20 protein-coding genes are annotated in these 23,917 nt (G+C 72.0%); 9 read left to right on the top strand and 11 right to left on the bottom strand.

The features are described from left to right. Nucleotides 1-12: 12 nt before the first annotated feature. A complete protein-coding gene (locus ABFJ78_RS14095; RefSeq protein WP_436386508.1) occupies nt 13-1,749 on the bottom strand; it encodes a thiamine pyrophosphate-binding protein in 1,737 nt (578 codons plus the stop codon). Nucleotides 1,750-2,018: 269 nt separating this feature from the next. Here ABFJ78_RS14095 and sucC point away from each other — a divergent pair, with 269 nt between their 5' ends. Genes sucC through ABFJ78_RS14115 form a run of 4 tightly spaced genes read left to right on the top strand, consistent with a single transcriptional unit; the run spans nt 2,019 to nt 5,472 of the window. Beyond that, complete coding sequence (gene sucC / locus ABFJ78_RS14100) at nt 2,019-3,164, top strand: ADP-forming succinate--CoA ligase subunit beta (protein ID WP_436386510.1); 1,146 nt, start codon at nt 2,019-2,021, stop codon at nt 3,162-3,164. A 3-nt stretch (nt 3,165-3,167) separates the two neighbouring features. Then, complete coding sequence (gene sucD / locus ABFJ78_RS14105) at nt 3,168-4,049, top strand: succinate--CoA ligase subunit alpha (protein WP_436386512.1); 882 nt, start codon at nt 3,168-3,170, stop codon at nt 4,047-4,049. Further along, nucleotides 4,046-4,474 carry a beta-class carbonic anhydrase gene (locus ABFJ78_RS14110; RefSeq protein WP_372664963.1) on the top strand — a complete coding sequence of 143 codons (429 nt, stop codon included), beginning with the start codon at nt 4,046-4,048 and terminating at the stop codon, nt 4,472-4,474. The genes sucD and ABFJ78_RS14110 overlap by 4 nt, the downstream gene beginning before the upstream one ends. Then, nucleotides 4,474-5,472: a LysR family transcriptional regulator gene (locus ABFJ78_RS14115; RefSeq protein ID WP_436386514.1), complete on the top strand. Its 999-nt coding sequence runs from the start codon at nt 4,474-4,476 to the stop codon at nt 5,470-5,472. Before ABFJ78_RS14110 ends, ABFJ78_RS14115 begins: the two co-directional genes overlap by 1 nt. Here ABFJ78_RS14115 and fdhD read toward each other — a convergent pair. The 3 genes from fdhD to ABFJ78_RS14130 form a co-directional block, all read right to left on the bottom strand. After that, nucleotides 5,460-6,293, bottom strand: a complete 834-nt coding sequence (gene fdhD / locus ABFJ78_RS14120) for a formate dehydrogenase accessory sulfurtransferase FdhD (RefSeq protein WP_436386516.1) — start codon at nt 6,291-6,293, stop codon at nt 5,460-5,462. The genes ABFJ78_RS14115 and fdhD overlap by 13 nt on opposite strands. A gap of 1 nt (nt 6,294) precedes the next feature. Then, nucleotides 6,295-7,632, bottom strand: a complete 1,338-nt coding sequence (locus ABFJ78_RS14125) for an OFA family MFS transporter (RefSeq protein ID WP_436386518.1) — start codon at nt 7,630-7,632, stop codon at nt 6,295-6,297. An 800-nt stretch (nt 7,633-8,432) separates the two neighbouring features. Then, on the bottom strand, nt 8,433-8,843 hold the full coding sequence (locus ABFJ78_RS14130; protein ID WP_436386520.1) for a histone-like nucleoid-structuring protein Lsr2: 411 nt from the start codon (nt 8,841-8,843) through the stop codon (nt 8,433-8,435). Nucleotides 8,844-9,061: 218 nt separating this feature from the next. On the opposite strand from ABFJ78_RS14130, the gene ABFJ78_RS14135 reads away from it, so the two are divergent. After that, complete coding sequence (locus ABFJ78_RS14135; RefSeq protein ID WP_436386521.1) at nt 9,062-9,946, top strand: class I SAM-dependent methyltransferase; 885 nt, start codon at nt 9,062-9,064, stop codon at nt 9,944-9,946. 12 nt (nt 9,947-9,958) lie between these two features. Here the strand turns inward: ABFJ78_RS14135 and dinB are convergent, their stop codons facing one another. Beyond that, nucleotides 9,959-11,152: a DNA polymerase IV gene (gene dinB / locus ABFJ78_RS14140; RefSeq protein ID WP_436386522.1), complete on the bottom strand. Its 1,194-nt coding sequence runs from the start codon at nt 11,150-11,152 to the stop codon at nt 9,959-9,961. A gap of 155 nt (nt 11,153-11,307) precedes the next feature. Between dinB and ABFJ78_RS14145 the strand changes: the two genes are divergently transcribed. After that, nucleotides 11,308-11,727 (top strand): hypothetical protein, encoded by a 420-nt coding sequence (locus ABFJ78_RS14145; protein ID WP_436386523.1) that lies wholly within the window; start codon nt 11,308-11,310, stop codon nt 11,725-11,727. Nucleotides 11,728-12,121: 394 nt separating this feature from the next. Continuing rightward, nucleotides 12,122-12,664 (top strand): 2'-5' RNA ligase family protein, encoded by a 543-nt coding sequence (locus ABFJ78_RS14150; protein WP_436386524.1) that lies wholly within the window; start codon nt 12,122-12,124, stop codon nt 12,662-12,664. 102 nt (nt 12,665-12,766) lie between these two features. On the opposite strand, the gene ABFJ78_RS14155 is transcribed toward ABFJ78_RS14150, so the two are convergent. The 5 genes from ABFJ78_RS14155 to ABFJ78_RS14175 all read right to left on the bottom strand — a co-directional run bounded on the left by ABFJ78_RS14155 (nt 12,767) and on the right by ABFJ78_RS14175 (nt 18,604). Then, a complete protein-coding gene (locus ABFJ78_RS14155; RefSeq protein WP_436386526.1) occupies nt 12,767-13,855 on the bottom strand; it encodes a hypothetical protein in 1,089 nt (362 codons plus the stop codon). 9 nt (nt 13,856-13,864) lie between these two features. Next, nucleotides 13,865-14,455: a hypothetical protein gene (locus ABFJ78_RS14160; RefSeq protein WP_436386527.1), complete on the bottom strand. Its 591-nt coding sequence runs from the start codon at nt 14,453-14,455 to the stop codon at nt 13,865-13,867. A gap of 19 nt (nt 14,456-14,474) precedes the next feature. Beyond that, the gene (locus tag ABFJ78_RS14165; RefSeq protein ID WP_436386529.1) at nt 14,475-14,909 is read right to left on the bottom strand and encodes an XRE family transcriptional regulator; all 435 of its coding nucleotides are present in this window, start codon (nt 14,907-14,909) and stop codon (nt 14,475-14,477) included. A gap of 214 nt (nt 14,910-15,123) precedes the next feature. After that, a complete protein-coding gene (locus ABFJ78_RS14170; RefSeq protein WP_436386531.1) occupies nt 15,124-16,176 on the bottom strand; it encodes a hypothetical protein in 1,053 nt (350 codons plus the stop codon). Between the two features lie 295 nt (nt 16,177-16,471). Beyond that, on the bottom strand, nt 16,472-18,604 hold the full coding sequence (locus ABFJ78_RS14175) for a discoidin domain-containing protein (RefSeq protein ID WP_436386532.1): 2,133 nt from the start codon (nt 18,602-18,604) through the stop codon (nt 16,472-16,474). A 214-nt stretch (nt 18,605-18,818) separates the two neighbouring features. Here ABFJ78_RS14175 and ABFJ78_RS14180 point away from each other — a divergent pair, with 214 nt between their 5' ends. After that, entirely contained in the window at nt 18,819-19,751 is a 933-nt protein-coding gene (locus tag ABFJ78_RS14180) for a DUF1996 domain-containing protein (RefSeq protein WP_436386534.1), read from the top strand. Then, entirely contained in the window at nt 19,748-20,275 is a 528-nt protein-coding gene (locus ABFJ78_RS14185) for a DUF305 domain-containing protein (RefSeq protein ID WP_436386536.1), read from the top strand. The genes ABFJ78_RS14180 and ABFJ78_RS14185 overlap by 4 nt, the downstream gene beginning before the upstream one ends. 348 nt (nt 20,276-20,623) lie before the next feature. On the opposite strand, the gene ABFJ78_RS14190 is transcribed toward ABFJ78_RS14185, so the two are convergent. Next, nucleotides 20,624-23,818 carry a TIM-barrel domain-containing protein gene (locus ABFJ78_RS14190; RefSeq protein ID WP_436386537.1) on the bottom strand — a complete coding sequence of 1,065 codons (3,195 nt, stop codon included), beginning with the start codon at nt 23,816-23,818 and terminating at the stop codon, nt 20,624-20,626. Between the last annotated feature and the right edge of the window lie 99 nt (nt 23,819-23,917).

Here is a 23,917-nt window from a genome sequence, read left to right on the forward strand (position 1 = left end):
CTTGGCCTCCGCTCACTTGTACATGGTCTGGTTCATGGTTCCGGGGGCGTACACGTCGGGATCGACCCAGACGTTGATCAGCGACGGCTTGCCGGACTCCCGCGCCCGCAGCAGCGCCGGCCCGATGTCGGCCGGGTCGCGGACTTCTTCGCCGTAGCCGCCGAGCATCCGCGCGAACTCGTCGTAGCGGACGTCGCCGAGGGTGTTGCCGACGCGCTCGCGCGGCAGGCCGTACTTCGCGGCCTGGCCGTAGCGGATCTGGTTCATCGACGAGTTGTTGCCGACGATCCCGACGAACGGCAGGTTGAACCGCACCAGCGTCTCGAAGTCCCAGCCGGTGAGGCTGAAGGCGCCGTCGCCGAAGAGCGCGACGACGTCGGCGTCCGGGCGCGCGTGCTTGGCGGCCATGACGAACGGGATGCCCACGCCGAGTGTCCCGAGTGGACCGGGGTCCATCCAGTGGCCGGGCGACTTCGGCTGGACGACCTGGCCGGAGAAGGTGACGATGTCGCCGCCGTCGCCGATGTAGATCGAGTCCTCGGTGAGGAACTCGTTGATCTCGTGGACCAGCCGGTACGGGTGGATCGGGCTCGCGTCGGAGTGCTGCAGCGGCAGGCGCTTCTGCTTCGCCTTCTCCTCCACGGCCTGGAGTTCTTCGAGCCAGGTCTTGCGGCCGACGGCGCCGTTGTCGCTGCGCCCGGATGCGGCCTCGGCGACGGCGGCGAGGACCTGCCCGGCGTCGCCGACGATGCCTAGGTCGACGTCGCGGTTCTTGCCGACCGTGCGGTAGTCGAGGTCGATCTGGACGACGGTGGCGTCCTTGGACAGCCGCTTGCCGTAGCCCATCCGGAAGTCGAACGGGGTCCCGACGATGACGATGACGTCAGCGTTGTCGAAGGCGTAGCGGCGCGAGAGCTGGAAGTGGTGCGGGTCGCCCGGCGGCAGCGTGCCGCGGCCGGCGCCGTTCATGTACGCCGGGATGTTGAGCGTGCGCACCAGGTCGACGGCCGGTTCGGTGGCCCGCGTGGTCCAGACCTGGCTGCCCAGCAGGATGGCCGGCTTCTTCGCGTGCACCAGCAGGTCCGCGAGCTTCTCGATGTCGGCGGGGTCGCCCGCGTTCTTCGTCGACGCGCGGTAGCGGCCCGCTTCGGGGATGCGGGCCTGCTCCAGTGGTACGCGCGCGTCGAGGACATCGCGCGGGATCTCCAGGAACGACGGCCCGGGCGCGCCGGCGTAGGCCTCGCGGAACGCCATGCTCACCAGGTCGGCCACGCGGGCGGTGTGCGGCACGGTGGCGGCGAACTTGGTGATCGGCGTCATCATGTCCACGTGCGGGAGGTCCTGCAGCGACCCCATCTTGTGCTGGGTGAGCGCGCCCTGGCCGCCGATGAGCAGCATCGGGCTTTCCGCGCGCAAGGCGTTCGCGACGCCGGTGACGGCGTCCGTGGTGCCGGGCCCGGCGGTGACCACCGCGCAGCCGGGCTTGCCGGTGATCCGCGCGTAGCCGTCGGCCGCGTGGGCCGCGACCTGCTCGTGCCGGACGTCGATGACCTGGATGCCTTCGTCGACGCAGCCGTCGTAGATGTCGATGATGTGGCCGCCGCAGAGGGTGAAGATCGTGTCGACCCCTTCGGCCTTCAGCGCCTTGGCCACGAGGTGGCCACCCGAGATTTCGGCGGGCGCGGGCTCGGCGCCGTTCGTCGCCGCGGCACTCTCCCCCGCGGTGGTGCCGGTCGTTGTCAGCGCCATTGCTCAACTCCTCTGGTCCGCCGCCGGATCTCTCTTGTCCGGCGGTGCGTACTCCGGTCCGCTCGTCGCCGCTGTCGGCGTCCGTCGAGGTCAGCGGCCTCTTCGCGGCAGACTGTAGATTGCATACCGTATGGGGTAGGCATATAGTCACTCTTCAAGCAGCCCGTGTCCAGGGCCATCCGCAGGGTTTTTCCGGCACTCGAAGCCGGGCCCGCGGACCACCACTCCACGCCCTTCGCCCTGCCCCGCCGCGGAAAGGACGCCCCCGCATGGACCTCTTCGAACACGAAGCCCGTGAGCTCTTCGAGAAGCACGGCGTACCCGTCCCCCGTGGCCGGGTCGCCGCCGATCCCGCGTCGGCCCGCGCCGCGGCCGCTGCCCTCGACGGCCCCGTGGTGGTCAAGGCCCAGGTGAAGACCGGCGGCCGCGGCAAGGCGGGCGGCGTCCGCGTGGCGCGGACCGCGGACGACGCCGAACAGGCCGCCGACGACATCCTCGGCATGGACATCAAGGGCCACACCGTGCACCGCGTCCTGGTGACCGAAGCGAGCGAGATCGCCGAGGAGTACTACTTGTCCTTCTTGCTGGACCGCGCCGGGCGCACGTTCCTCGCCATGGCGTCGACCGAAGGCGGGATGGAGATCGAAGAGGTCGCGGCGTCCCGGCCGGACGCCCTGGTCCGGGTGCCGATCGACCCTCTTTCCGGCGTCGACTCGGCCGCGGTGGCCGCCGAGTTCCCCGCCGACGTCCGCGGCGAGGTCGCCGGCGTCGTCGAGAAGCTGTGGGAAGTGTTCGTCGCCGAGGACTGCACGCTGGTCGAGGTGAACCCGCTGGCCAGCACGTCGACTGGGATCGTCGCCTTGGACGGCAAGATCACTCTGGACGACAACGCGTTCTTCCGCCGGTCCGCGACCTTCGACGACACCGTGGACGGCGATCCCCTGGAGCGGGAAGCGCGGGCGAAGAACCTCAACTACGTCAAGCTCGACGGCGACATCGGCGTGATCGGCAACGGCGCCGGGCTGGTCATGTCCACTTTGGACGTCGTGGCGGCCGCCGCCGCGGAGGCCGGCGCGCGCGGGCCGGCGAACTTCCTCGACATCGGCGGCGGCGCGTCGGCGCAGGTGATGGTCGACGGGCTGACCGTCATCCTCGGCGACCCGCAGGTGCGCAGCGTGTTCGTCAACGTCTTCGGCGGCATCACCGCGTGCGACGCCGTCGCGACCGGGATCGTGCGGTCGCTGGAGATCCTCGGGGCCCGCGCCACCAAACCGCTGGTGGTCCGGCTCGACGGCAACAACGTCACCGAAGGCAGGCGGATCCTCGCCGACGCCACCCATCCCCTGGTCACCGTGGTGGCCACCATGGACGACGCCGCCCGCGAGGCGGCGAAGCTCGCGATCGCGGAGGTCTGAACCGTGGCCATCTTCCTGGACGAGAACAGCCGGATCGTCGTCTCCGGCATCACCGGCTCCGAAGGCGCCAAGCACACGCGCCGGATGCTCGCCGCGGGGACGAACGTCGTCGGCGGCGTCAACCCGCGCAAAGCCGGGCAGCAGGTGGAGATCTCCGGTCGTTCGCTGCCGGTGTTCGGCGGCGTCGCGGAATCGATGGCGTCGACCGGCGCGGACGTCTGCGTGCTCTTCGTGCCGCCGCCGTTCGTCGCCGACGCCGTGATCGAAGCCGTCGACGCCGGGATCGGGCTCGCGGTGGTGATCACCGAGGGCGTCCCGGTGCACGACACCGCCCGGCTGTGGTCCCATGCCGTCGCGGCGGGCGGGCGCACCCGGATCATCGGGCCGAACTGCCCCGGCATCATCTCCCCCGGCAAGTCGAACGCCGGCATCATCCCGGCCGACATCACCGGCCCGGGGCGGATCGGGCTGGTGTCCAAGTCCGGCACGCTGACCTACCAGCTCATGCACGAGCTGCGCGACATCGGGTTCTCCACGTGCGTCGGCATCGGCGGCGACCCAATCGTCGGCACGACACACATCGACGCCGTCGAAGCGTTCGAAAAGGACCCGGAGACGGACCTGATCGTCCTGATCGGCGAAATCGGCGGCGACGCGGAGGAGCGGGCCGCGGACTTCGTGCGGGCCAACGTGTCGAAGCCGGTCGTCGGGTACGTCGCGGGCTTCACGGCACCGGAGGGCAAGACGATGGGCCACGCGGGCGCGATCGTCTCCGGCTCGGCGGGAACGGCGGCGGCGAAGAAGGAAGCCCTGGAGGCGGCGGGCATCCGGGTCGGCCGCACCCCGAGCGAGACGGCGGCGCTGGCCCGCGAGGTACTGGGATGACGTCGGCGGTCCCGCGGCTGAAGCTGGCGGTGCTCGCGTGCATGGACGCGCGGATCAGCGTCTCCCGGCTGCTCGGCCTCCGGGAGGGCGACGCGCACGTGATCCGCAACGCCGGCGGCGCGGTCACCGACGACGCGATCCGCTCGCTGACGGTGAGCCAGCACCTGCTGGGCACGCGGGAGATCGTGCTGATCCACCATCAGGACTGTGGCATGCGGAGGTTCACGGACACCGACTTCGCCCGGCGCCTGGAGTCGTCGACCGGGATCCGGCCCGGCTGGGCGGCGGAGACGTTCACCGACCCGGTCCAGGACGTCCGCCAGTGCATCGCCCGGCTGCGGGCGTCCCCGTTCCTGCGGCACACCGACGCCGTGCGCGGCTACGTCCTCGACGAACGGACCGGCGCGCTCGACGAGGTGCCGTGATGGAGCTGCGCCAGCTGGCGGTGGTGGTGGCGGTCGCCGAGGAAGGCGGCTTCACGGCGGCCGCCCACCGGTTGCGAACGGTCCAGTCGACGGTGTCCACAGTGGTCCGTGCGCTGGAGCGCGATCTGGGGACACCGTTGTTCCACCGCACGACGCACCGGGTGGAGCTGACGCCCGCCGGCGAGGCGTTCCTGCCCGCCGCGCGGGCGGCCCTGGAGGCGGCCGCCCGCGCGCGGGCGGCCGTGTCCCCGGTGAACGGGCAGGTGCGGCTGGGGGTGTGCCCCGGGTTGCTGGCGGACTGGCACCGGGTGCTGGCGACGCTGCGGCACGTACACCCGGGGTTGGCGGTGGAGGTCCGTCAGGTCGCGGCTTGCGATGGGCCGGAGGCGGTGGCGGAGTCCACAGTGGACGTGGTCCTGACGGTGGTCGCGGCGGGGACTCTCAGTACGGCGACCCGCCCGGGCGATCCGGCGCCGAACGGCTTCGCAGCGGCCGGATCAGCCACGCCCGGCCTCGCCTCGGCCGACCCCACCGCCGCGGGCTGCCCCTCGCGCGGCCAGGTGGATCCCGCAGCCATCCCTGACCTCGCTCCCGGCGTCCACCCGGCCCCCTCCGGCCCTTTCGCGCCCGGGCTGGACATCACTCCCCTCGCGGGCGAAGAACTCGTCCTCGCCACCGCGCCCGGCGGGTCCCCGTCGGCGCCCGCCGACCTGTCCGAACTGTCCCTTGTGGACTTTCCGGCCGGCTGGGCGATCCGCGAAGCCGTCGACCGCGCTTTCCCCGGCCGCCGGCTTTCGCTCGAGGTCGATGATCTCGCCGTGGCCGCCGGGCTGCTCCGGGCCGGGCTCGCCGCCTGTGTGCTGCCTTCGTCGGCCGCCGCGCGGTTTCCCGATCTCACCGTCCGGCGGTTCGACCGGCCGCCGGCGTGGCAGCTCGGCGCCGTGCACCGGGCCGACGTCTCCCCCGCCGTCGCCGCCTTGCTCGCTCAGCTCGGCTGAAGCCCCAGCCGGTCGGGTCGCGTGTAGACGTTCATCGACGTGCCCCGCAGGAAACCCACCAGCGTCAGCCCCAGCTCGGCCGCCAGGTCCACCGCCAGTGACGACGGCGCCGAAACCGCCGCCAGCAACGGGATCCCGGCCATCACCGCCTTCTGCACCAGCTCGAACGACGCCCGCCCGCTCACCATCAGCGCCTTCCCCGACAGCGGCAGCCTGCCGTCGCGGGTCGCCCAGCCCACCACCTTGTCCACCGCGTTGTGCCGGCCGACGTCCTCGCGCAGGCACAGCAGCTTGCCGTCGGCGTCGAAGAGCCCCGCCGCGTGCAGCCCGCCGGTCCGGTCGAAGACCCGTTGCGCCGCCCGGAGTTCGTCCGGCAGCCCGGCGAGCGTCGCCGGGTCGGTGGCGAACGGGTCCGCGGCCACCGGCCACGTCACCGTCGTCCGGACGGCGTCCAGGCTCGCCTTGCCGCACAGCCCGCACGAGGACGTCGTGTAGAAGTTCCGCTCCACCGACGCGTCCGGCGGCGCGACGCCCGGCGCGAGCACGACGTCCAGGATGTTGTACGTGTTGCTCCCGTCGGCCGTGGCGCCGGCGCAGTAGCGGATCGAGTGGATGTCCGCGGCCGCCCGCACCACGCCCTCGCCGACCAGGAACCCGGCGGCGAGGTCGAAATCGTCGCCCGGGGTGCGCATCGTGATGGACAGCGCTTTCCCGGCCACCCGGATCTCGAGGGGTTCTTCGACGGTCAGCGTGTCCGGCCGCGCGGTGTGCACGCCGTCGTGGACGCGCAGCACCCGGCGCCGGCTCGTCATCCGCCCCACGTCAGGCCGCCGGCAGCAGCGACTTGGGCCGGCCCGGCTGGGTCAGCCGTCCGGACAGCACCGCGCCGGCCAGGCTCAGCACACCCGCCGCGGCGAAGGCGCCGACGAACCCGTGCGACGTCACGACGAGCGCGGCCAGCCCGATCCCGACCACCGCGCCGACGGCCTTGGCGGAATACAGTATCCCGAAGTTCTGGGCGGCCGACTCCTCGCCGAAGTATTCGCGCACCAGGCCGACCAGCAGCGTGTAGCAGCAGCCGTTGCCGAGCCCGGCGAGCGCGACGCCGAGCAGCAGCCCGACGGCGTGCCGGTGTTCGCCCGAGTAGAAGAGGACGAACTGGGCGACGCCGCCGGCGAGCAGCGCGAACCGCAGGATCCGGTGCCGGCCGAGCCGGTCGGCGAGCCTGCCGATGAGCACCCGGCCGCTGCCGGTCGCCGCGGCGAGCAGCGCCAGGGCGGCCGCGGCGAGCCCGGGCCCGCTGCGCCCGGCGACGAACGTCGCGAGGTAGGCGAGGTCGAACAACAGCACCGCGGCCGCGAGCACGACGACCAGGTACAACGCGAGGGTCGTCCCGCACCGGAACAGCTCCGCGGGCCGGTAGTGGCGGACGGCCGGCCGCCGGTTGTGCGCCCGGTCGAGGGCCCACGTGCGCGGTTCGGGCGTCGCCGGCCACCAGTGCCGCGGCGGGTACCGCAGCAGCAGCGCGCACCCGGCGATCACGACGAGGACGACGCCCGCGGTCACGTCGAGGAGCGCCGGCCGCGCGGCCGGCAAGGCGGCGGCGAGCACGACGAAGGGCACGCTGCCGTACGCGAACGCGCCGCTCACGACGCCCGCGCTGGGGGCGGTGCGGTCCGGGAACCAGGCCAGCACCGCGCCGACGCAGGTCGCGTAGACCAGGCCGGTGCCGAGGCCGCCGAGGACGGAGTAGCCGAGGAAGACGGTGAGCAGATTGGTCGCGTGGCCGAGCGTCACGAGCCCGGCGGCGCAGAGCACGGCGCCGGCGGCCATCGCCGCGGGCGCCGGGAGCAGGCCGCGCTCGCGCAGCCACGCGGTCGGAAAAGCGGCCCCGGCCTGGCAGATCGCCCACACCGCGAGCGAGAGCACGATGGCACCGAACGTCCACCCGTGCACCCGGGTCAGCTGCGGGACGAGCGCGCCGAAGCCGTACTGCTGCACGCCGGCGGCCAGCATCGCCGCCCCGGCCAGCCAGGTGACCCACGTCCGCGGCCGGCCGAGCAGCTCCCGGTCGGACTCGCCGACGCGGTACCGCCGTCCGTAGACGTCCCGGAGCTCGCGGACCTCGGCCATCGTGACCGCCTCCTCAGAACTCGCCACTGAAGATTGTATGCAGTATGGAGTAGTCTGAGTGTGCGCTCATTGCGGTCGATTGTCTACAGGCTGCGTGAAGGGACGCCCGATCGGCGGGAAAAGCGCTCCGCGGCTTCGGCGCGCGAGGAGGCGGAGCTGAAGGCGGCCCGGTGGCCATCGAGGGAGGAGGCGGCCACCGGGCCGTGCTCCGGCGCGGTACCGGCCGCGCGGAGCACTGACAGTCTGGCGATCGGAGCCACCCTCCGACAAGCTTTACCGGCCGGGAAATGTCGGCGTGCGGTGGCTTTTTCGCGTCAGGACGACGGCGCGTGACCGCCGGCTACCCACCGGACCGGGCGCGCGGGAAGATCCACATGCGACGGAGGGGATGTGGACCCGCGGGACGGACCGGCTGGGACAGTCGTGGACGAGGGGCAGGACACCTCGGACCGGACGCAGCTCGGCAATTGCCGTGAACCCTGCCGCGGCGGCCACTCTCCACCGGGGCGAGCGGCCGCTCCAGCGCGCCGAATCTGCGGAGCGGACATGACTTACCTGGCGGCAGTGCGCCGATCCGGCCGAGCGCACGCCACCCACCCAACAGCAGCGTGCGATTGGGCCGCGCGGGGCGCGCTTGCGCAGCGGCAGCCGTGCCCGGTTCACCTCGGCCGGCTGAGATCCCGGCCCGGCAACCCCATTTCGCGCGCCGGGAGCTCCCCCGGCTCCGGGCGCGCGAAACCGACCTACTGAACGCCACCCGATCCGGCCGCGCACTCACACGCGGCGAGACCGCCGAGGCATTCCTTCTCCGGCAACCAGTCCCGGCGTCAGGCCTTCTTGCGCGTCGCGCGCTTGCGCGCCGGCTTGGCCTCCGCCGGTTCGGCCGCCGCGGCCTGGTCGGCCTCGAAGCCCGCGATGATCTCGCTCGACAGGCGGCCACGCTCGGCCACCTCGTAGCCGTTCGCCTGCGCCCACTCGCGGATCTGGCGGTTGCGCTCGCGGTCGGTGCCCGAGCCCGCCGAGCCCGACAGCGACTGGCCGGTCGCGAGGCGCACCTTGCGGCCGCCGGTCCGCCGCGCCGCGGCGACGTAGCGGGCGAGTTCGTCCCGGAGCGCGGAAGCGTTGTCCTCGGACAGGTCGATCTCGTACGTCACCCCGTCAAGGCTGAAGGGGACGGTCTGCGAAGCCTCGCTCCCGTCGAGGTCGTCCACCATCTCGACGTGCACCCGTTGCGCCATGGTTCGTCGTTCCTCATCTTCTCCAGAACACGGTCGGACAGACCCTAACCTGTCGAATCCCGTCCGGCACGCGCGACACCCGTGAAGCGTCCACAATGGCCGCCCGGGCGACCGCGTCGCCCCCGTCCAGAGTGACCGCAACCGAGCCGGAATGCGCGCCATCTTGTCGAATATTTGTTGTTGTGATATGTTTGAAATCAAATCGGTACCGTTGCCGCATGACCACCGACGACTTTCCCGGTATTGCACCCCGCGTCAGCCGGACCGCCTTCACCGCGGCCGCCGCACGAGCGGCACATTTGCTCGTCGACGCCGGGCCCGTCATCTTCTCCGACACCCTCGCCGCGACGCTCCTCGGCGACCGCGCCGAGGAACTCTTGGCCTACCACCACGTCCACGGCGCACATCCCGTCCTGGCCGGCGCCCGCGCCCAGGCAGTGTGCCGCAGCCGGTTCACCGAAGACCGGCTGCTTCGCGGCAATTCCGGTATAGACCAGTATGTGATTCTCGGCGCCGGACTGGATTCGTTCGCCTATCGGAGCGTACCCGGACGATTCCGGGTGTTCGAGGTCGACCGCGCGGCGACCCAGGCCGTCAAACGGGAACTGCTCGAGCGCGCCGGCGTCGCCGTGCCCGCCTCGGTCACGTTCGTCCCGGTCGACTTCGAAGCCGATCCGCTCCGGGAACGGCTCGTCCAGAGTGGACTGGACCCGTTTCAGCCCGTGTTCGTGAGCTGGCTCGGTGTCACCATGTACCTGACCCGGAAGGCGATTCTCGCCACATTGACGGATCTCGGCGGTTTCGCACCCGGATCGGAAATCGTGACCGATCACCTGCTTCCCGCGGAACTGCGGGACGCGGCCGGAAACGGCTACGCCGAAGCCGTCGCCGCGGTCGCCGCGGAACAGGGCGAGCCCTGGCGCACGTTCCTCTCCCCCGCGGCCATGGCCGATCTCCTGCGTCAGGCCGGTTTCGAAGTCGTCGAACAGGCCGGGCAGCGCGAGAGCGTGCCTCCGGAGCTGTGGAACCGCACCGACGCGCTGCGCCCCGCCGCGCTTTCCGCACTGGCGCACGCCCGCATTCGCGAACCGCTCGGAATTTGACCGGTTTTCCCGTCAATCCGGCAGCATCGGCACTTCGAGGTCGTCCGGGCGGCCGAGCAGGACCGCCCGGGTGACCGCCGCTTTGCCGAACCGGTCCCGCACCGCGTCCAACGCGGTGTCGAGCTGGGTCGCCCGCCGGCGTTCGAACGGCAGCGCCAGCTGGAACGGGTCTTCGTCGGCCAGGTTCGACAGCGCGGCGCCGAGCAGCGTGATGCCGCGGTCGGCGATCATCGGCAGCGCGGCCACGAGCAGCTCCCGCGCCGCGGCGAGCAGCACGCCGGTGCCCGCCGTCGGCTCGTTGAGCGTGTGCGAGCGGGTGACCCGGGTGAAATCGGCGAAGCGCAGGCGGATCGTGACCGTCCGGCAGACGCGGCGGGCGGCGCGCAACCGGCGGGCGATGCGGTCGACGAGCGCCACGAGCACGACATCGAGCTCCGCCGGGGTCCGCCTGCCGCGCCCGAGGGCCCGCTGGGCGCCGATCGACCGGCGCCGCCGGCCGACCTCGACGCGGCGCGGGTCCCGGTTGTGCGCCAGGTCGTGCAGGTGCCCGCCGGCCGCCCGGCCGAGCATGCCGACGAGGTCGACCGGCTCGGACGCGGCCAGCTGCCCGACCGTCGTGATGCCCCGCGCGCGCAGCTTCTCGGTGGTGACCTTGCCGACGCCCCACAGCGCGCCGACCGGCAGCGGGTGCAGGAACTCGAGCTCCGCGTCGTGCGGGACGACGAGCAGGCCGTCCGGTTTCGCGACGCGGCTGGCGACCTTCGCGAGGAACTTCGTCCGCGCAACCCCTACCGTGATCGGCAGCCCGGCGCGCTCGGCGACGGTGGCGCGCAGCCGTTCGGCGATGTCACGGGGCCGTCCGCCGATCCTCGTCAACCCCCCGACGTCGAGGAAGGCTTCGTCGATCGAGAGGCCTTCCACCCACGGCGTGGTGTCGTGGAAGACGTCGAAGACGACCTTGCTCGCGGCCGAATACGCCGACATCCGCGGCGGCACGACGACGGCGTGCGGGCACAGCCGCCGGGCCTGCGCGCCGCCCATCGCGGTGCGCACGCCATAGGCCTTGGCCTCGTAACTCGCGGCCAGCACGACCCCGCCGCCGACGATGACCGGGCGCCCCTTCAGCGCCGGGTCGTCGCGCTGCTCGACCGACGCGTAGAACGAGTCGAGGTCGGCATGCAGGATGGGCCCCTCGGCGGCGGTCATAGAACATATGTTCGCATACGCGAGGGCCGAAGTCCGCTGTTCCGTCCGCCGCGGAACCCCTGCCGCCGGGCGAAACTGAGCGTTTTCCCGGTTGTCGCCGCGCTGTTGCCCCGGTCACACTCGACGGATCGATTGGCCCGACCACTGGGGGCGACATGTCCGAGAAGTGCCGATGCGGCGACCACCACGCGTGGGCCGGCCCGAATCCCGACGACCGGCCCGCCGCGGCGAGACAGCCGCTGCTGGCGTCGACACTGGCGGGCGAGGACCGCGACGAAGACGCCGGCCGGCTCGACCCGACCGACCGGGTCTCGTGCCGCACGCACCGCCGCTGGCTGCACGACTGCGTCGCGTCCCCGGTGCACACGAACCCGGCGATCGGGTACCGCTGGTGCCGCAGTTGCGACCACCAGGCGCTGGTGGCGGTGGACGAGCTGACCGGCGAGGTGGCGATCCACTGCGGACTCTGCGGCCGCAGCCCGCGCAGCCGCGCCAACTTGGAGTTGGTGGAGCTGTGCCGGCGGAGCTTGGCACTGGCCCGCTCGGGACGGTTCCCGGAGACGGCGGCCGCGTGACGGATCCCGGAAGCCGTCGCTGTACGGCGTTGGTTTCCCGAAATTGGCCGCGGCGGTCGTCGGCGTGGTTGTCACGCGACGGTTCCCAGAGGCCGCGACCGGCACACGGCACTCGTCCGGACGCTGTCGGCGCGCGGTCAGCAGAAAACCGCGAGGTCGGGACACCGTCGGCGCACAGCTGGCAGAAAGGCGGATCCGAAATGCCGCCAATCCGCGGCGGGCTGAACCGCGAGCCCGAAAGACCGCCGACGGGCGGCCAGGAGATCACCGCGAGCCCGAAGGACCGCCGACCTGCGACCGGCTGAAACCGTGAGTCCGGAACGCCGCCGACGGGCGGCCGACACAAGGCGATGGTTCTCGGCCGCCGCCGACGCGGCACTGCCATGATGCGGAGGTGCCCGAGATCGGAACCACCGCGCTGGTGATCCTGCTGCCCGCCGCCGAATCCGCGCTCGCCGCGGCCCGGCGGATCGATCCCGGCTTGGTCCGGCCCGGGTTGCCCGCTCACGTGACCGCGCTTTACCCGTTCCTTCCTGATGCCTCGCTGAGCGATGAGGTCTTGTCGGCGGTTCGTTCGCTTGCCGCCGCGACCTCTCCGGTTTCCGTCGAGCTGACCGAGGTTCTGGTGGCGCCCGGCTTCCTGGCGCTTCCGGCTCCGTCGCTTCAACCGGTCACCGATGCGGTTTGTGCTCGGTGGCCGGACGTTCCGCCCTACGGTGGGCGATTCGGGACCCGGCCGCCGGCGCACGTGACCGTCGCCATGGGCGGGGACGACGAGACCCTCTCCCGCGTCGCCACCGAAGTCCGGCCGCTGCTGCCGGTGACCGGTCGGGCCGAAGCATTGCAGCTGGTCGCCTTGACCGAGCGCGGGTGGGAACCGCGGCTGGAAGCGCCGTTCGGCGGGCAAGCGGTTCGCGCAGCGGATACACGTTCGTAGCAGGTAGCGATGTGTAGTGAATACATCTTCGCGGCCAGTGGCGACGTGTAGCGATGTCGAAGATGTAGTCGATCCACCTTCGCACTCACTACACCTATGAACTCACTTCGCCGGGCTGGTCACCTCGCCGACCGCGGCGCCGTCCAGCTTCCGGTACGCCCGCGCGATCGCCCGCAACCGCGCGACGTCAGCGGCGAACGGCTCCGTCTGCGCGACCGGCGGCGGCTCCTCCTCCCCCGGCTCGTCCGGCAGATCGCGCACCAGCCGCGCCGCCGCCGGGGCCGGCAACTCCGGCGTCACCCCCGCCAGGATCAACCCGTCGTTCGTCTCGCTCATCGCCGTCAACAGCCGCTCGCGGCGGGACGGCCCGCCGGGGTCGATGCGGACGATCTCCGGGAACCGCCGCGTCAAGTGCGTCCGAAGCGGCCGAAGCAGGCGAAGCGTCTTCGCGTCGCGGCGGCCGGCGACCAAGCCCGGGACCGACGGGATCGTCAACCCCACCACGATCAGCAGCACCGAGACCGCCGGAAACCCCACGTCGAGCGCGCACGGCAGCGTCGAGAACGGCCCGCGGCACAACGCCTTCACCGGGTGCTCGGCCTGCAGGGCCCCGATCGTCGCGACGACCTTGCCCGCCAGGTACGCGACCGCGAACGCCGACGCCAGCAGCAACAACGTCAACCCGGCGCGCAGCGCGCCGCCGCTCGCGCGGATCGTCACCGCCGACACCACGCCGATGTCGATCACCGCGAACCCGAGGTAGACCGTGTACACGAAGACGTAGACGACCAGCGTCGGGTGCGTGCGGTACAGCGCGTCGAACACACCGACGCCGCGCGGCAGATCCGGCGTGCTGAAGAACATCACCGTCAGCAGGACCAGCGCGGTGCCGAGCGCCACCAGCCGGAGCCGGCCGCCGCGGTCGCGCGTGCCGCTGATCTCCGCGACCGTCAGCCCGATGCCGTAGGCCGCGACCATCGTCGCGAGGTTCGACAGCAGCCGGCCGAGGCTCGGGTAGATCTCGCTCTCGAACAGCTGCGCCCGGTTGGACAGGAAGCAGAACGCCGCCCCCAGCGCGATGAGCGAGACGGCCAGCCCGGCCCCCGCCCCGGTGCGCCGGGCGCGGACCGCGCGCCAGATCCCGACCGCCAACGCGAAGAGCCCGACCCCGACGAACAGAATGTCGATCACGAGACGGCACTATCCCAGGAGTGCCGCCAGCCGCCTAGCCTGCTCCGCCGCCCGGCCGGACGCGCCCGGCTGAACGGCGGGCGGCTCGCTCGTCGCGGCGCTCATCAGCAGCACGGCGATCAGCTCGGCCTCGTACTCGTCGGTGCCGGTCGTCACGCGGGTGAGCAGGTGGGACAACGCCTGCGGCGCCAGGTCCGGGGCGAGCTGCGCGGCCTCGGACTCCGACATCTGGCAGGTGCCCGTGTGCGCGCACAGCATGTGGGCGAGCTCGTGGGCGATGATGTGGTCCTGGTGCAGTGCCGACGTGTGCTCGACGTACGCGATCAGGTCGTAGTCCGAGCGGGCCTGCCACGCGCCGGACGGGCGGCCGGGCCGGTATTCGACCGGGACGAGGTCGATTTCGCGCCCGCGCCACGCCTCGAGGCGGTCGACCCACGCGTTCATCGACCACGGCCGCGGCACCGGGACGGCGGCGAGCAGCGCGCGCACCCGCTCGCGGGCACCGGCCCGGAGGTCCGTCAAGCCGCGCTCGTCGATGGGTCCTCCCCGGTCACCGGGCGCCAGCCGGGTGCACCGGGGCGCGATCACGGACGAGGTCATCGTAGCCGACCGCGCGCGGTCACTCCGGCTTCCGGCGCCGGCCCTCGCGGTGCCGGGTTTCGTCGTAGCCGGCCAGCTGGTCGAGCAGCGCCGTCACGGTTTCGCGGTCGCGTGGCGAGAGCCGCATGGCGCGCTGCGCGAGGTTGCGCGCCTCGGTGTCGCGCCACGCCACGACGTCCTCGACCTGGCGGTCGACCTGCCCGGCGACCTCGTCGTCGAAGAAGTACGTCACCGGCACGCCGAAGAACTGGGCGAGGGCCTGGATGTGCGAGCGCTTGGGGTCCTTGCGTGCGCCGACGGCGAGCTGCTGCACGTGGGTCGCCGACATCGTCACGCCGGTCTGCTCGGCGACGCCGTGCGCGATCTCCCGGTAGGAGTACGGCTTGCGGTCCGGCGGGTGCACGGTCGCGATCAACTGCGCCAGCCGTGCCGCGAAACTGCGCTCGTCGCTCACCACACACCACCTTCAGCCAGGAAACGTGACAACCGTCAGCTTAGCTGTCCCGAAAACTTGACACAGCCTGTCCCGGAAAGACTACGATACTCCTGTTCGGTGTTTCGAAAACAGGACACCGGAGCCCGGGGTGGCGCTGCGGCCGCAGGGTGATGTCACGTGGTCGCTGGGGGTGGCCACGCGCCGCACCGTGCTCCCGCCGCGCCGCCCCACCTCAGCGCACCCCCATCGCCGTGGCCAGCTTCGCGAGATCGTCGCGCAGGCCCGGCACCGCGTCGTCGGTGACGCAGCCGGTGGAGAACTCCACGTAGAGATCGTCGACCTCGGGGACGTCGACCTCGAAATCGATGTCGTCCGGGCCGAGCCGCCCGAGGTACTGGTCCGGGTCCATCCCCGCCGCCTGCCGGAGCCGCGCTTCGACGGCGCCCGCCTCCGGTGTCCGGCCTTCCAGTTTGAGGTGCAGGTCGGCGGCGCCGGGGTCCGGGCCGAGGATCAGGTCGTTGGTGCGGTCGCAGGGCCATTCGGTGAAGTCGCGGGCGACGCCCGGCAGCGGCGCGAAGCCGGACAGGCCGGCGGCGAGCTCGTTGGACGCCGCGGACGTCGGTCCGGGCGGGAAGGGGCCGCGGTCCAGGGACTGGTCGAACAGCTGGAACCCGAACCAGGTCCCGAAGAACAGCCAGATCCCGAGCGCGAAGGCGAGGAACCCGCCGCCGACGCCGAGGCGCGGCGAGTGGTCCCGCGCGTAGGAGGCGGGGTCGACGCCGTACCGGACTTCGAGGTCGGGGAGCTTGGCGCGCAGGGCGGCGAGGAAGGTTTCGGCGGCTCGGTAGTCGCGCCAGCGGGTGCGCACGCGGCCTTGACCGGCGCGGAATTCGACGACCTCGCGGTCGAAGTCGCCGGACGGCCGGAGCGCGACGATCAGCCCGATCACCAGGGACGTCGGGATCCAGAAGGCGAGCCAGAACGGCTTGGCCGACACGGCCCCGCGCCGGACGTCGGTGATCGCGCTGTACGGGACTTGCGTCCGGTCGAAGGCGATGGCGTCCGGGCCGAAGGTCGCCGCGGGCGGCCAGGCGCGGCCGAGCAGCCAGGCGACGACGGCGACGAGAACATCGAGCGCGACGCCGATCCAGAAGAAGGGCCGCTCGGGCGCGACAGTGATGCCGTAGCCGTGCCAGGCGGCGAAGGCAAGCGCGACCACGACAAGGACCCACGTCCAGCGGCGGGCGCGGGAGAGCGGGACCACCCGGGTCGTCGTGTCCGGCATGGCGGGAGGTTAGCGGGGTGCGGCGGTGGGGTGGCGCGGCAAAAGTACCGCCGCGGAAAGGGAGTTCGGCCGCGGATCGCGGCGTGCGGGAGGGGGATCGACCCGGGCTGGTTCCGCGGGTTGGCGGGCAGGAGACGGCAGCGGACGTGGCCTGCCGAGCGGCTCATGCGACCGACAAGCAGCGCCGTCGCGGAGTTCGAGGCGCTCGGCGCCACCGAGCCGGCGTTCCGGCCCGGTGGCGCCGACCGGGTCTTGCTCGCCGACCCGGGAGGTCACTTCGCTGTCTCGTCCCGGGTCAGCCGCGGTAGACGCCGAACTCGTACAGCGAATAGCCGTAGGCGGTGCCGCGCTGGGTCGCGGACAGCCGGACGTACCGGGCGGTGGCGGCGATCGGGAGGTCGTCGGCGCCGCCGTCGGCCGACGTCGTCGAGTACACCGTCCGCCAGCTCGCCGCGTCGTCGCTGACCTGGATCTCGTACGCCTTCCCGAAGGCGGCCTCCCAGATCAGCTGGACGTGGTCGAACGCCTGCCTGCTGCCCAGATCCACCTGCAGCCACTGCGGATCGGCCCACGCGCTCGCCCAGCGCGTCGCGGTGTCGCCGTCCGTGGCGGCCTGCGGCGGGTAGGGCGCGCCGGGGCCGTCGGCCTGGTACGTCGACGCCGTGGTCGCCTTGCCGCGGGCCAGGTTCGTGCCCGGCACCGGCGGGGCGACCACGCGCAGCGACCGCGTCTCGATGCCGACGTTGCCGTGGCCGTCCCGGGCGTAGAGGTAGATCTTCCAGACGCCCAGCTGCTGCGGCGCGGTGACGGTGAACGTGCCGTTCCCGGTGAACTGCGCCGGGATCAGGCCGGCGGCGTTGTTGATGTACTTGCTGTTGTAGCCCATGGTGTAGGTGATCGGGTCACCGTCCGGATCGGACACGTTCGCCGTGAGGGTGAACGTCGAGCCCGCCGGGACGTCGGTGACGCGGCTGAGGTTCATCGACGCGATCACCGGCGGTGTGTTGCCGCCCGTCTGTCCACTGTAGAGCCTGCGGACGGCGTACCAGGAGAGCCGCTTCTCGTTGCCGGTCGTGATGTTGAACCAGACGCCCCCGAAGTCGCCTTCGGTGCCGTAGTGGAACAGCGTCGCGCCGAGCGCCACGCCCGGATGCGCGAGCACGCAGTTCCAGGCGTTGACGTACCCGTCACGCTTCTGCTGGTCGGTCGGTTCCGTGGGCACGCCGTTGACGTCGTTCGGCACCTCCCACTCGCCGGCCGGGCCGGTCTCGGTGATGATGTACGGCTTCGTGTAGCCGCCCGCCAGCCAGTCCTGCTTCACCTGGCAGACCTGGGCGTAGGAGTTGACGGAGTAGAGGTCGAGGCTCGGCGCGTACGCCTTGTAGTACGGCCACGCGCCGGTCCAGGCGTCGGTCGAGGTGACCGGGTGGTTGGCGTCGATGGCGTGGATCGCCTGGGCGGCCTGGTCGACGAAGCGCGTGTACGCGATCCGGTTCCGCTCCAGCTGCGTGCCGGAGTAGCAGTTCTGCATGCCGAGAATCGACTCGTTGCCGACGTTCCACATCAGCACGCCGGGGTGTGCTTTGTAGGTGGTGACCCACTTCTGGATCTCGGCGAGCATCGTGTTCTTGTATGCGGTATCCGTTGTGTAGTCGACGCAGCCGCCGCTGCCCGGGCCGCCGCCGGGCTGCAGCCAGAAGCCGGCCACGACTTTGATGCCGTTGGCCGCGGCGGCGTCGAACAGCGGCTGGCTACTGCCGTCCGTGCCCCACGTGCGGACGGTGTTGACGCCGATCGCGTGCAGCTCGGGCATCCGCGTTCCCGCCTCGCTCACCGGCGGTCCCCACGTCAGCCCTTTCACGGTCCACGGTATCCCGTCGACCGTCAGCTGCCAGTTGCCCTGCGACCCGGTCACCCGCGTGACGCCGGGACCGTCCTGCGTCGGCGTCCCCGGGGTGCCGCTGACCTGGAATTCCCACAGCGAGTAGCCGTAACCGCCAACGCGGTGGGTGCCGTAGAAGCGCACATAACGGCCGTGGCCGGTGACGGCGAGATTCTGTATACCGCCGACCGCCGTCGTCGTGCTGTATACAGTCCGCCAAGTACCGGCGTCGTCGGAAACCTGGATTTCGTATGCGGTCGCGTAGGCGGCTTCCCAGTTCAAGGTGACTTGGCTGATGTCGGCGGGCGCGCCGAGGTCGACCTGCAGCCACTGCGGGTCGCTCCAGGCGCTGGCCCAGCGAGTGCCGGCGTCGCCGTCGACGGCCGCCGACGCCGGGGTGCCCGCGCCTTCGCTGCTCGACGCGGTCGCGGGTCTGCCCTGGGAAAGCAGGGTCGCGGCGTGCGCCGGGGACGGGCCGGCGAGCAGGCCCAGCACCAGCAGGGCCACCAGCGCCGGGACGGCACGGAGGAGCGACGGTCGGTCCACGATGACTCCCGTACGACAAGGGGAACGGAGAGGGAGAGCGCTCTCCGGCGCGATCGATGGTTCGGCACGCGCCCCCGCGTTGTCAAGATTCGCCCGCGAACCCGACAATGACTGTCCGGCGGGCGATCCGGGTGCTCCTTGACACGGCCGGGACCCGGTGCGCATGCTGTGGGAGAGCGCTCTCCCATCCCTGGCACCTCACCGTGGAGGACCCTTGGCAACGAAAGCCGCGCTCCTCGCCTGCACCGCCGCCACCGTGCTGGCAGGCGCCTTCCTGACCGCGGCCACCTGGTCGCCCGCCGGGGCCGACGACCTGGTGACCCACCACGAGTTCCAGGTCAACTGCTCCCCCAGCCACCACCAGCCGGACGACCCGATCGTCTTCCCCGGGCTGCCCGGCGCGTCGCACGACCACACGTTCCTCGGCAACAAGACCACCAACGCGGCGACGACCCTGCAGTCGCTGCAGAACGCGGGCGTCGGCAACACGACGTGCCTGGCGCCGGACGACCTCTCGGCGTACTGGTTCCCGACCGTCCTGAACGGCAGCCAGGCGGTGCTGCCGAACTTCGCGCAGGTCGTCTACTACAAGTCCGGCATCCTCGACTACACCAAGGTCGTGCCGTTCCCGCCCGGGCTGCGGTACGTCGTCGGCAGTGTCACCGCGACGCAGGACGAGTTCCAGCACGCGACCGGCGCCGTCGAGGGCTGGGAGTGCGGCGACAGCTTCCACAACTGGGACATTCCCGTCCAGTGCGTCGCCGGCAGCCAGCTCAACATCCGCTACCAGGCGCCGAGCTGCTGGGACGGCGTCCACCTGGACTCGGCCGACCACAAGAGCCACATGGCGTACCCGGACCGGGCGACGCTGACGTGCCCGGGCGACCACCCGGTGCCGGTGCCGATGCTCGAGTTCAAGATGGCGTTCCCGGTCAGCGGCGACATGACCGGCGTGCACCTGGCCAGCGGACGCGGGTACTCGTGGCACTACGACTTCTTCAACGCGTGGGACCCGCCGACGCTGGAGGCCCTGGTGAAGCACTGCATCAACGGCGGCCTGCAGTGCGACCCGCGCGGGTTCGACCTGTACAAGCCGGACCGCGGCACGGTGCTCGGGCCGAACTACCGGCTGCCCGGCCGTCCGTGAGACGGCCGCTCCTGGGGGCGGCGGTGGTGGCGCTGATCATGGGCGGTTGCGCCACCACCGGCCCCGCCCCCGCCGCTTCGCCCTTCAACCCGACCGATGTGGCGTGGCTGCAGCTGGTGGTGCCGATGACCGAGAACGCGCTGGCGGCCGCCCGGCTGGCGCCGTCCCACGCGGCGGGCCCGGCGGTGCGGGCGGCCGCGGACTCGGTCGCGGCCCCGTCGGAGCGGTTGCTGACGCGCTTGACGGCGACCCGCGACCGGGCGGGGCTGCCGGCGGCCGACGTCCACAGTGGACACCGGATGCCGGGGATGGTCACCGCGGCGGACCTCGTCGCGTTGCGGACCGGGAGCGGGCCGGAGTTCGACCGGCGCCTGGTCGCCTTGCTGCGGGCGCACGCGGCTCAGCTGGTGGTGTTGGCGAAGGGCGAGCAGACCTCGGGTGGGGACGCGGACACGCGGGAACTCGCCGGTGAGGTCGGTGCCGAAGGTACGCGGCAGGAGAAGGCGCTGGCCGGGCTGGGCTGATTCGCCGGCGTACGGGCACGGCTCGGACGAACGCACGGCACGAGACCGGCCACGGCCGGCCGGCCGCGTCGGCGGCCGCGGCGCCCGATCAGGCCGCGGCCGGACGGGCCGCGCCGGCGGCCTTGTCGAAGTGCACGGCGGGAGAGGCCCCGACCATGCGGCTGAGGGGTGGCAGCGTGCTGCCACCCCTCAGCGCGTGAACCGAATCGGTACCCCACGACTTGGCCCGAGCCCAGGCCCGGGCCGAGGGGGCCGCCTCCCCACAAGGTGGCCGAGCCGGCGCCGTCGGGGCCGCCACCCCACGTGGTGGCCCCGACGGCAGTCACCGGCTCCGCCCGCCGGCTGCTCTCAGTACGTCACCGTCACCGGACCCCTCCCGCCGTGGGCCGTCACCGTCAGCGTCTGCGTCGCCGCGTCCCACTTCCAGCTCTGCGAAGGCGCCCAGCCCTCGCCGACCCGGACCCGCGACGGCGCCGACGCAACGCCGAGGAACTTGACCGTCCACTCGCGCGAAGCGACCTGGGACCGGCCCCGCGTCGGCTCGACCGTCACCGTGTGGGCGCCGCGCCGCTCCGAGTACGTGATCCGGGTCGTCGAGCTGTGCTTCGACGAACTCCCGTCGTCCTCGTACAGCGAGAACGAGCCCGAGGCCCCCGGCGCCACCGTCACCGTCGCGCGGTTCAGCGGGTTCTGGACGTCGTTGGTCACGTCGGCCGTGCGGGTCACCGTGATGCCGCCCGCCCGGACGAACACCGGCATGGTGCCCAGGTCGGACGTCACCTGCTGGGTGCTCCCGCCCTGGTAGACCTTGCCGCTGAAGTAGTCCGTCCACTGCCCCGGCGGGAACCAGACCGGCGTCGTCGCCGACGTTCCCGGGGACGTCACCGGCGCCACCAGCATGTCCGGCCCGTAGAAGTACTCGCCCGACGCCGCCGCGTAGGCCGCCGGGTCGTCCGGGTACTCCACGTACGTCGGCCGCACCACCGGGACGCCCGTCGTCGCCGCCTGCTGCGCGAGCGTGTAGGTGTAGGGCACCAGGTTCTCGCGCAGGTTCAGGAACTTCGTCGCCGACGCCTTCGCCGCGTCGCCGTACTGCCACGGCAGCCGGTCGCTGTGGTTGCTGTGCAGCCGGTCGATCGGCTGGAAGGTGCCGAGCTGGACCCACCGCGCGTACAGGTCGTCGGGCAGCTTGAACGTCTGGTGCTGCTGCCCGCCGGAGGTGTACGTCTCGCTGCCGCGCAACCCGGTCGTGTCGTTGTGGCCGCCGATGTCGTGGCTGATCGGCGACAGGCCCGTCGCGGCCGACTCGGCCGGGGTGATCCCGACCTCCATCCGCAGCGTGCCCCACGTCGACGACGTGTCCCCGGTGAAGTGGACCGTGCTGCGCTTGTCGGCCCACGGTCCGGTCGACAGCCCGACCGGGCCGCCGTAACCGCCGGCCTGCAGCGAGCCGTACGCCCGCGAAGTCGCGAAACCCCGCCCGATCGCCGGTGCGGACAGGTCGGCGTACTTCTGGTTGATGTACGAATCCGGCGTGACGCCCGGCAGGCTGGACTTCGCCGCGTCGCAGCACCAGTCGAGCCACCAGAAGTCGTTGCCCTGGCTCATCATCTGGCCGTGCAGGTCCAGGTACGCCTTCAGCTGGTCGGGGTCGCCCCAGTCGAAGACGTAGCAGTCCGTGCCGCAGTTCGACTTCGCCAGCTTGCCCTTCGCCGTCGCCTGCGCGCGGGCGAACTGCGGGTCCGAACCCATGATGCTCGGGTGGATGTTCAGCGTGTTGTGCAGGCCCTGCGAGTGCGACCAGGCGAAGAACGCCGCCGGGTCGGGGAACTTGGTCGTGTCGAACTGCCAGCCGTTCCACGTGTCCGGCGCCTTGAAGTCGGTGTCGGTCACCAGGACGTCCAGCGGGACGCCTTCGCTGCGGAAGCGCGGCAGGATCTTGTCGCGGTAGTCGGCCGCGGTGCGGTCGATGTACTCGGAGTACCAGACGCCGTAGGCCCAGCGCGGCAGCAGCTCCGACGGCCCGGTCAGGGTCGCCAGGTCCCGCAGCCCGGCCTTGTAGTCGTGGCCGAAGGTGAAGGCGTAGCCGTCCTGGTACGGGTTTCCGCCGTGCGACGGCCGCTGCGTCACCTTCTCGGTGGCGGTGTCGTACAGCGCGGACGGGCTGTCGTCGAGCAGGTACCAGCCGTCGGAGTGCAGCAGCCCCTCGGTGAGCGACGGCGTGCCGTTGTCGCCGTTGACGCCGTCGAGGCCGCGCCGGTAGCCGCCGAGGGTGAGGTGCGGCTGCGGGACCGCGGCCCCGGTGCGCGTCACCGCGACCGTGTCGACGTTGACGTGGCAGCTCGTGTCGTCGGGGCAGCCGACGACGATGTCGTTCGTGCCCGCGCGCAGGTCGACCGGGACCGACGCGGTGCCCCAGGTGTCCCAGTTCGCGGTGGCCGGCATCGACAGCGTGCGCGTCACACCGGCCGAACCGACCGTCGCGGTCCGCGTCTGGTGCAGGCCGTCGCCGCCGGTGCCGTTGGCGTACCGGACGGCCAGCTGGTACGTGCCGGCGGCGGGGACGGCGACGACGCGGTGGGTCAGCGACGAGCCGCGGTTGAGCTCGGCGACGAACCCGCGCCCGGCGTACCCGGCGTGGTCGGTCGCGACGACGGCCGAGCCCGCGCGGAGGCCGGATTCGGCTTCGCAGCTGACATCCAGGGCGCAGCCGGTGAACGCGCGGGCCGACGACGGCGGGAACGGCGCCCCCGCCGACAGCACCGCGACGGCGTCGACGTTGACGTTGCCGGAGTCGCTCGCGGTCCGCTCGAGGCGGACGCTGTGGCGGCCGGCGCCGAGGGTGATCGGGACCGACGCGGTGGCCCAGCTGTTCCAGTCGGCCGTCGTCGGCAGGGTGAGTTTCTGCGGTGCCCCGCCGTCGACGGACACGCTCAGGGTGCGCGTGACGTGCTGGCCGTCGCCGCCGGAGCCGTTGGCGTAGCGCGCGGTCAGGTTGTACGTCCCGGCCGTGGCGGCCGAGACGTCGGCGGTGGCCGAGGTGCCGGTGCTTTCGAAGCCGGCGAGGAAGCCCTCGCCGGTGTAGCCGGTGTGGTCGGTGGCGACGCCCAGCCCGTCGGCCGTCAGGTCTTCGGCCTCGCACAGCGCGCCGGTCGCGCAGGTCAGGTGCCGCCACGGCGCCGCGGTCACCGGCGCGCCCGCCGTCGTGCGGATCTGGAGGTTGCCGGAGTCGAACGGGCCCGAGTCCAGCTTGTAGGTCAGGGTCGTCGCGCTCGTGCGGATGGTCAGCACGCCGTTCGCCGTCGTGGTGGTGAACGGTGGGGGCGTGAACGAGCCGCGGCCGACGGCGTTGAACGTGGCGGCGTCGGTGAACCGGCCGTCGCCCGCGTACTCCGTGCGGATCAGGGTCGGGGACAGGACCTGGAAGCGCGCGTTCCCGGCGGTGACGGTCTGGCGCGCGGCCGGGCCGGCATCGGCGGGGGTCGCGACGGTGACGACCGCGGCGGTGACCGCCAGGACGCTCACCAGGTGGAGGGCTCTCACTGCTCTCGGCCGCACGGCGGAACTCCGTTCCGGTCAGGGGACCAGTTTTACAACGTTGGAAAAGGTGATCCGATCTGAGCACAGCGGGTGGACGCCTGT

This window comes from Amycolatopsis sp. MEPSY49, from assembly GCF_051337345.1.
Lineage (GTDB): Bacteria > Actinomycetota > Actinomycetes > Mycobacteriales > Pseudonocardiaceae > Amycolatopsis.

What these genes read in the sequence shown, in the direction of transcription:
- ABFJ78_RS14095 (WP_436386508.1), bottom strand. Translation starts at nt 1,749, where the DNA reads ATGGCGCTGACAACGACCGGCACCACCGCGGGGGAGAGTGCCGCGGCG.
- sucC (WP_436386510.1), top strand. Translation starts at nt 2,019, where the DNA reads ATGGACCTCTTCGAACACGAAGCCCGTGAGCTCTTCGAGAAGCACGGC.
- ABFJ78_RS14110 (WP_372664963.1), top strand. Translation starts at nt 4,046, where the DNA reads ATGACGTCGGCGGTCCCGCGGCTGAAGCTGGCGGTGCTCGCGTGCATG.
- ABFJ78_RS14115 (WP_436386514.1), top strand. Translation starts at nt 4,474, where the DNA reads ATGGAGCTGCGCCAGCTGGCGGTGGTGGTGGCGGTCGCCGAGGAAGGC.
- ABFJ78_RS14130 (WP_436386520.1), bottom strand. Translation starts at nt 8,843, where the DNA reads ATGGCGCAACGGGTGCACGTCGAGATGGTGGACGACCTCGACGGGAGC.
- ABFJ78_RS14135 (WP_436386521.1), top strand. Translation starts at nt 9,062, where the DNA reads ATGACCACCGACGACTTTCCCGGTATTGCACCCCGCGTCAGCCGGACC.
- dinB (WP_436386522.1), bottom strand. Translation starts at nt 11,152, where the DNA reads ATGACCGCCGCCGAGGGGCCCATCCTGCATGCCGACCTCGACTCGTTC.
- ABFJ78_RS14145 (WP_436386523.1), top strand. Translation starts at nt 11,308, where the DNA reads ATGTCCGAGAAGTGCCGATGCGGCGACCACCACGCGTGGGCCGGCCCG.
- ABFJ78_RS14160 (WP_436386527.1), bottom strand. Translation starts at nt 14,455, where the DNA reads ATGACCTCGTCCGTGATCGCGCCCCGGTGCACCCGGCTGGCGCCCGGT.
- ABFJ78_RS14170 (WP_436386531.1), bottom strand. Translation starts at nt 16,176, where the DNA reads ATGCCGGACACGACGACCCGGGTGGTCCCGCTCTCCCGCGCCCGCCGC.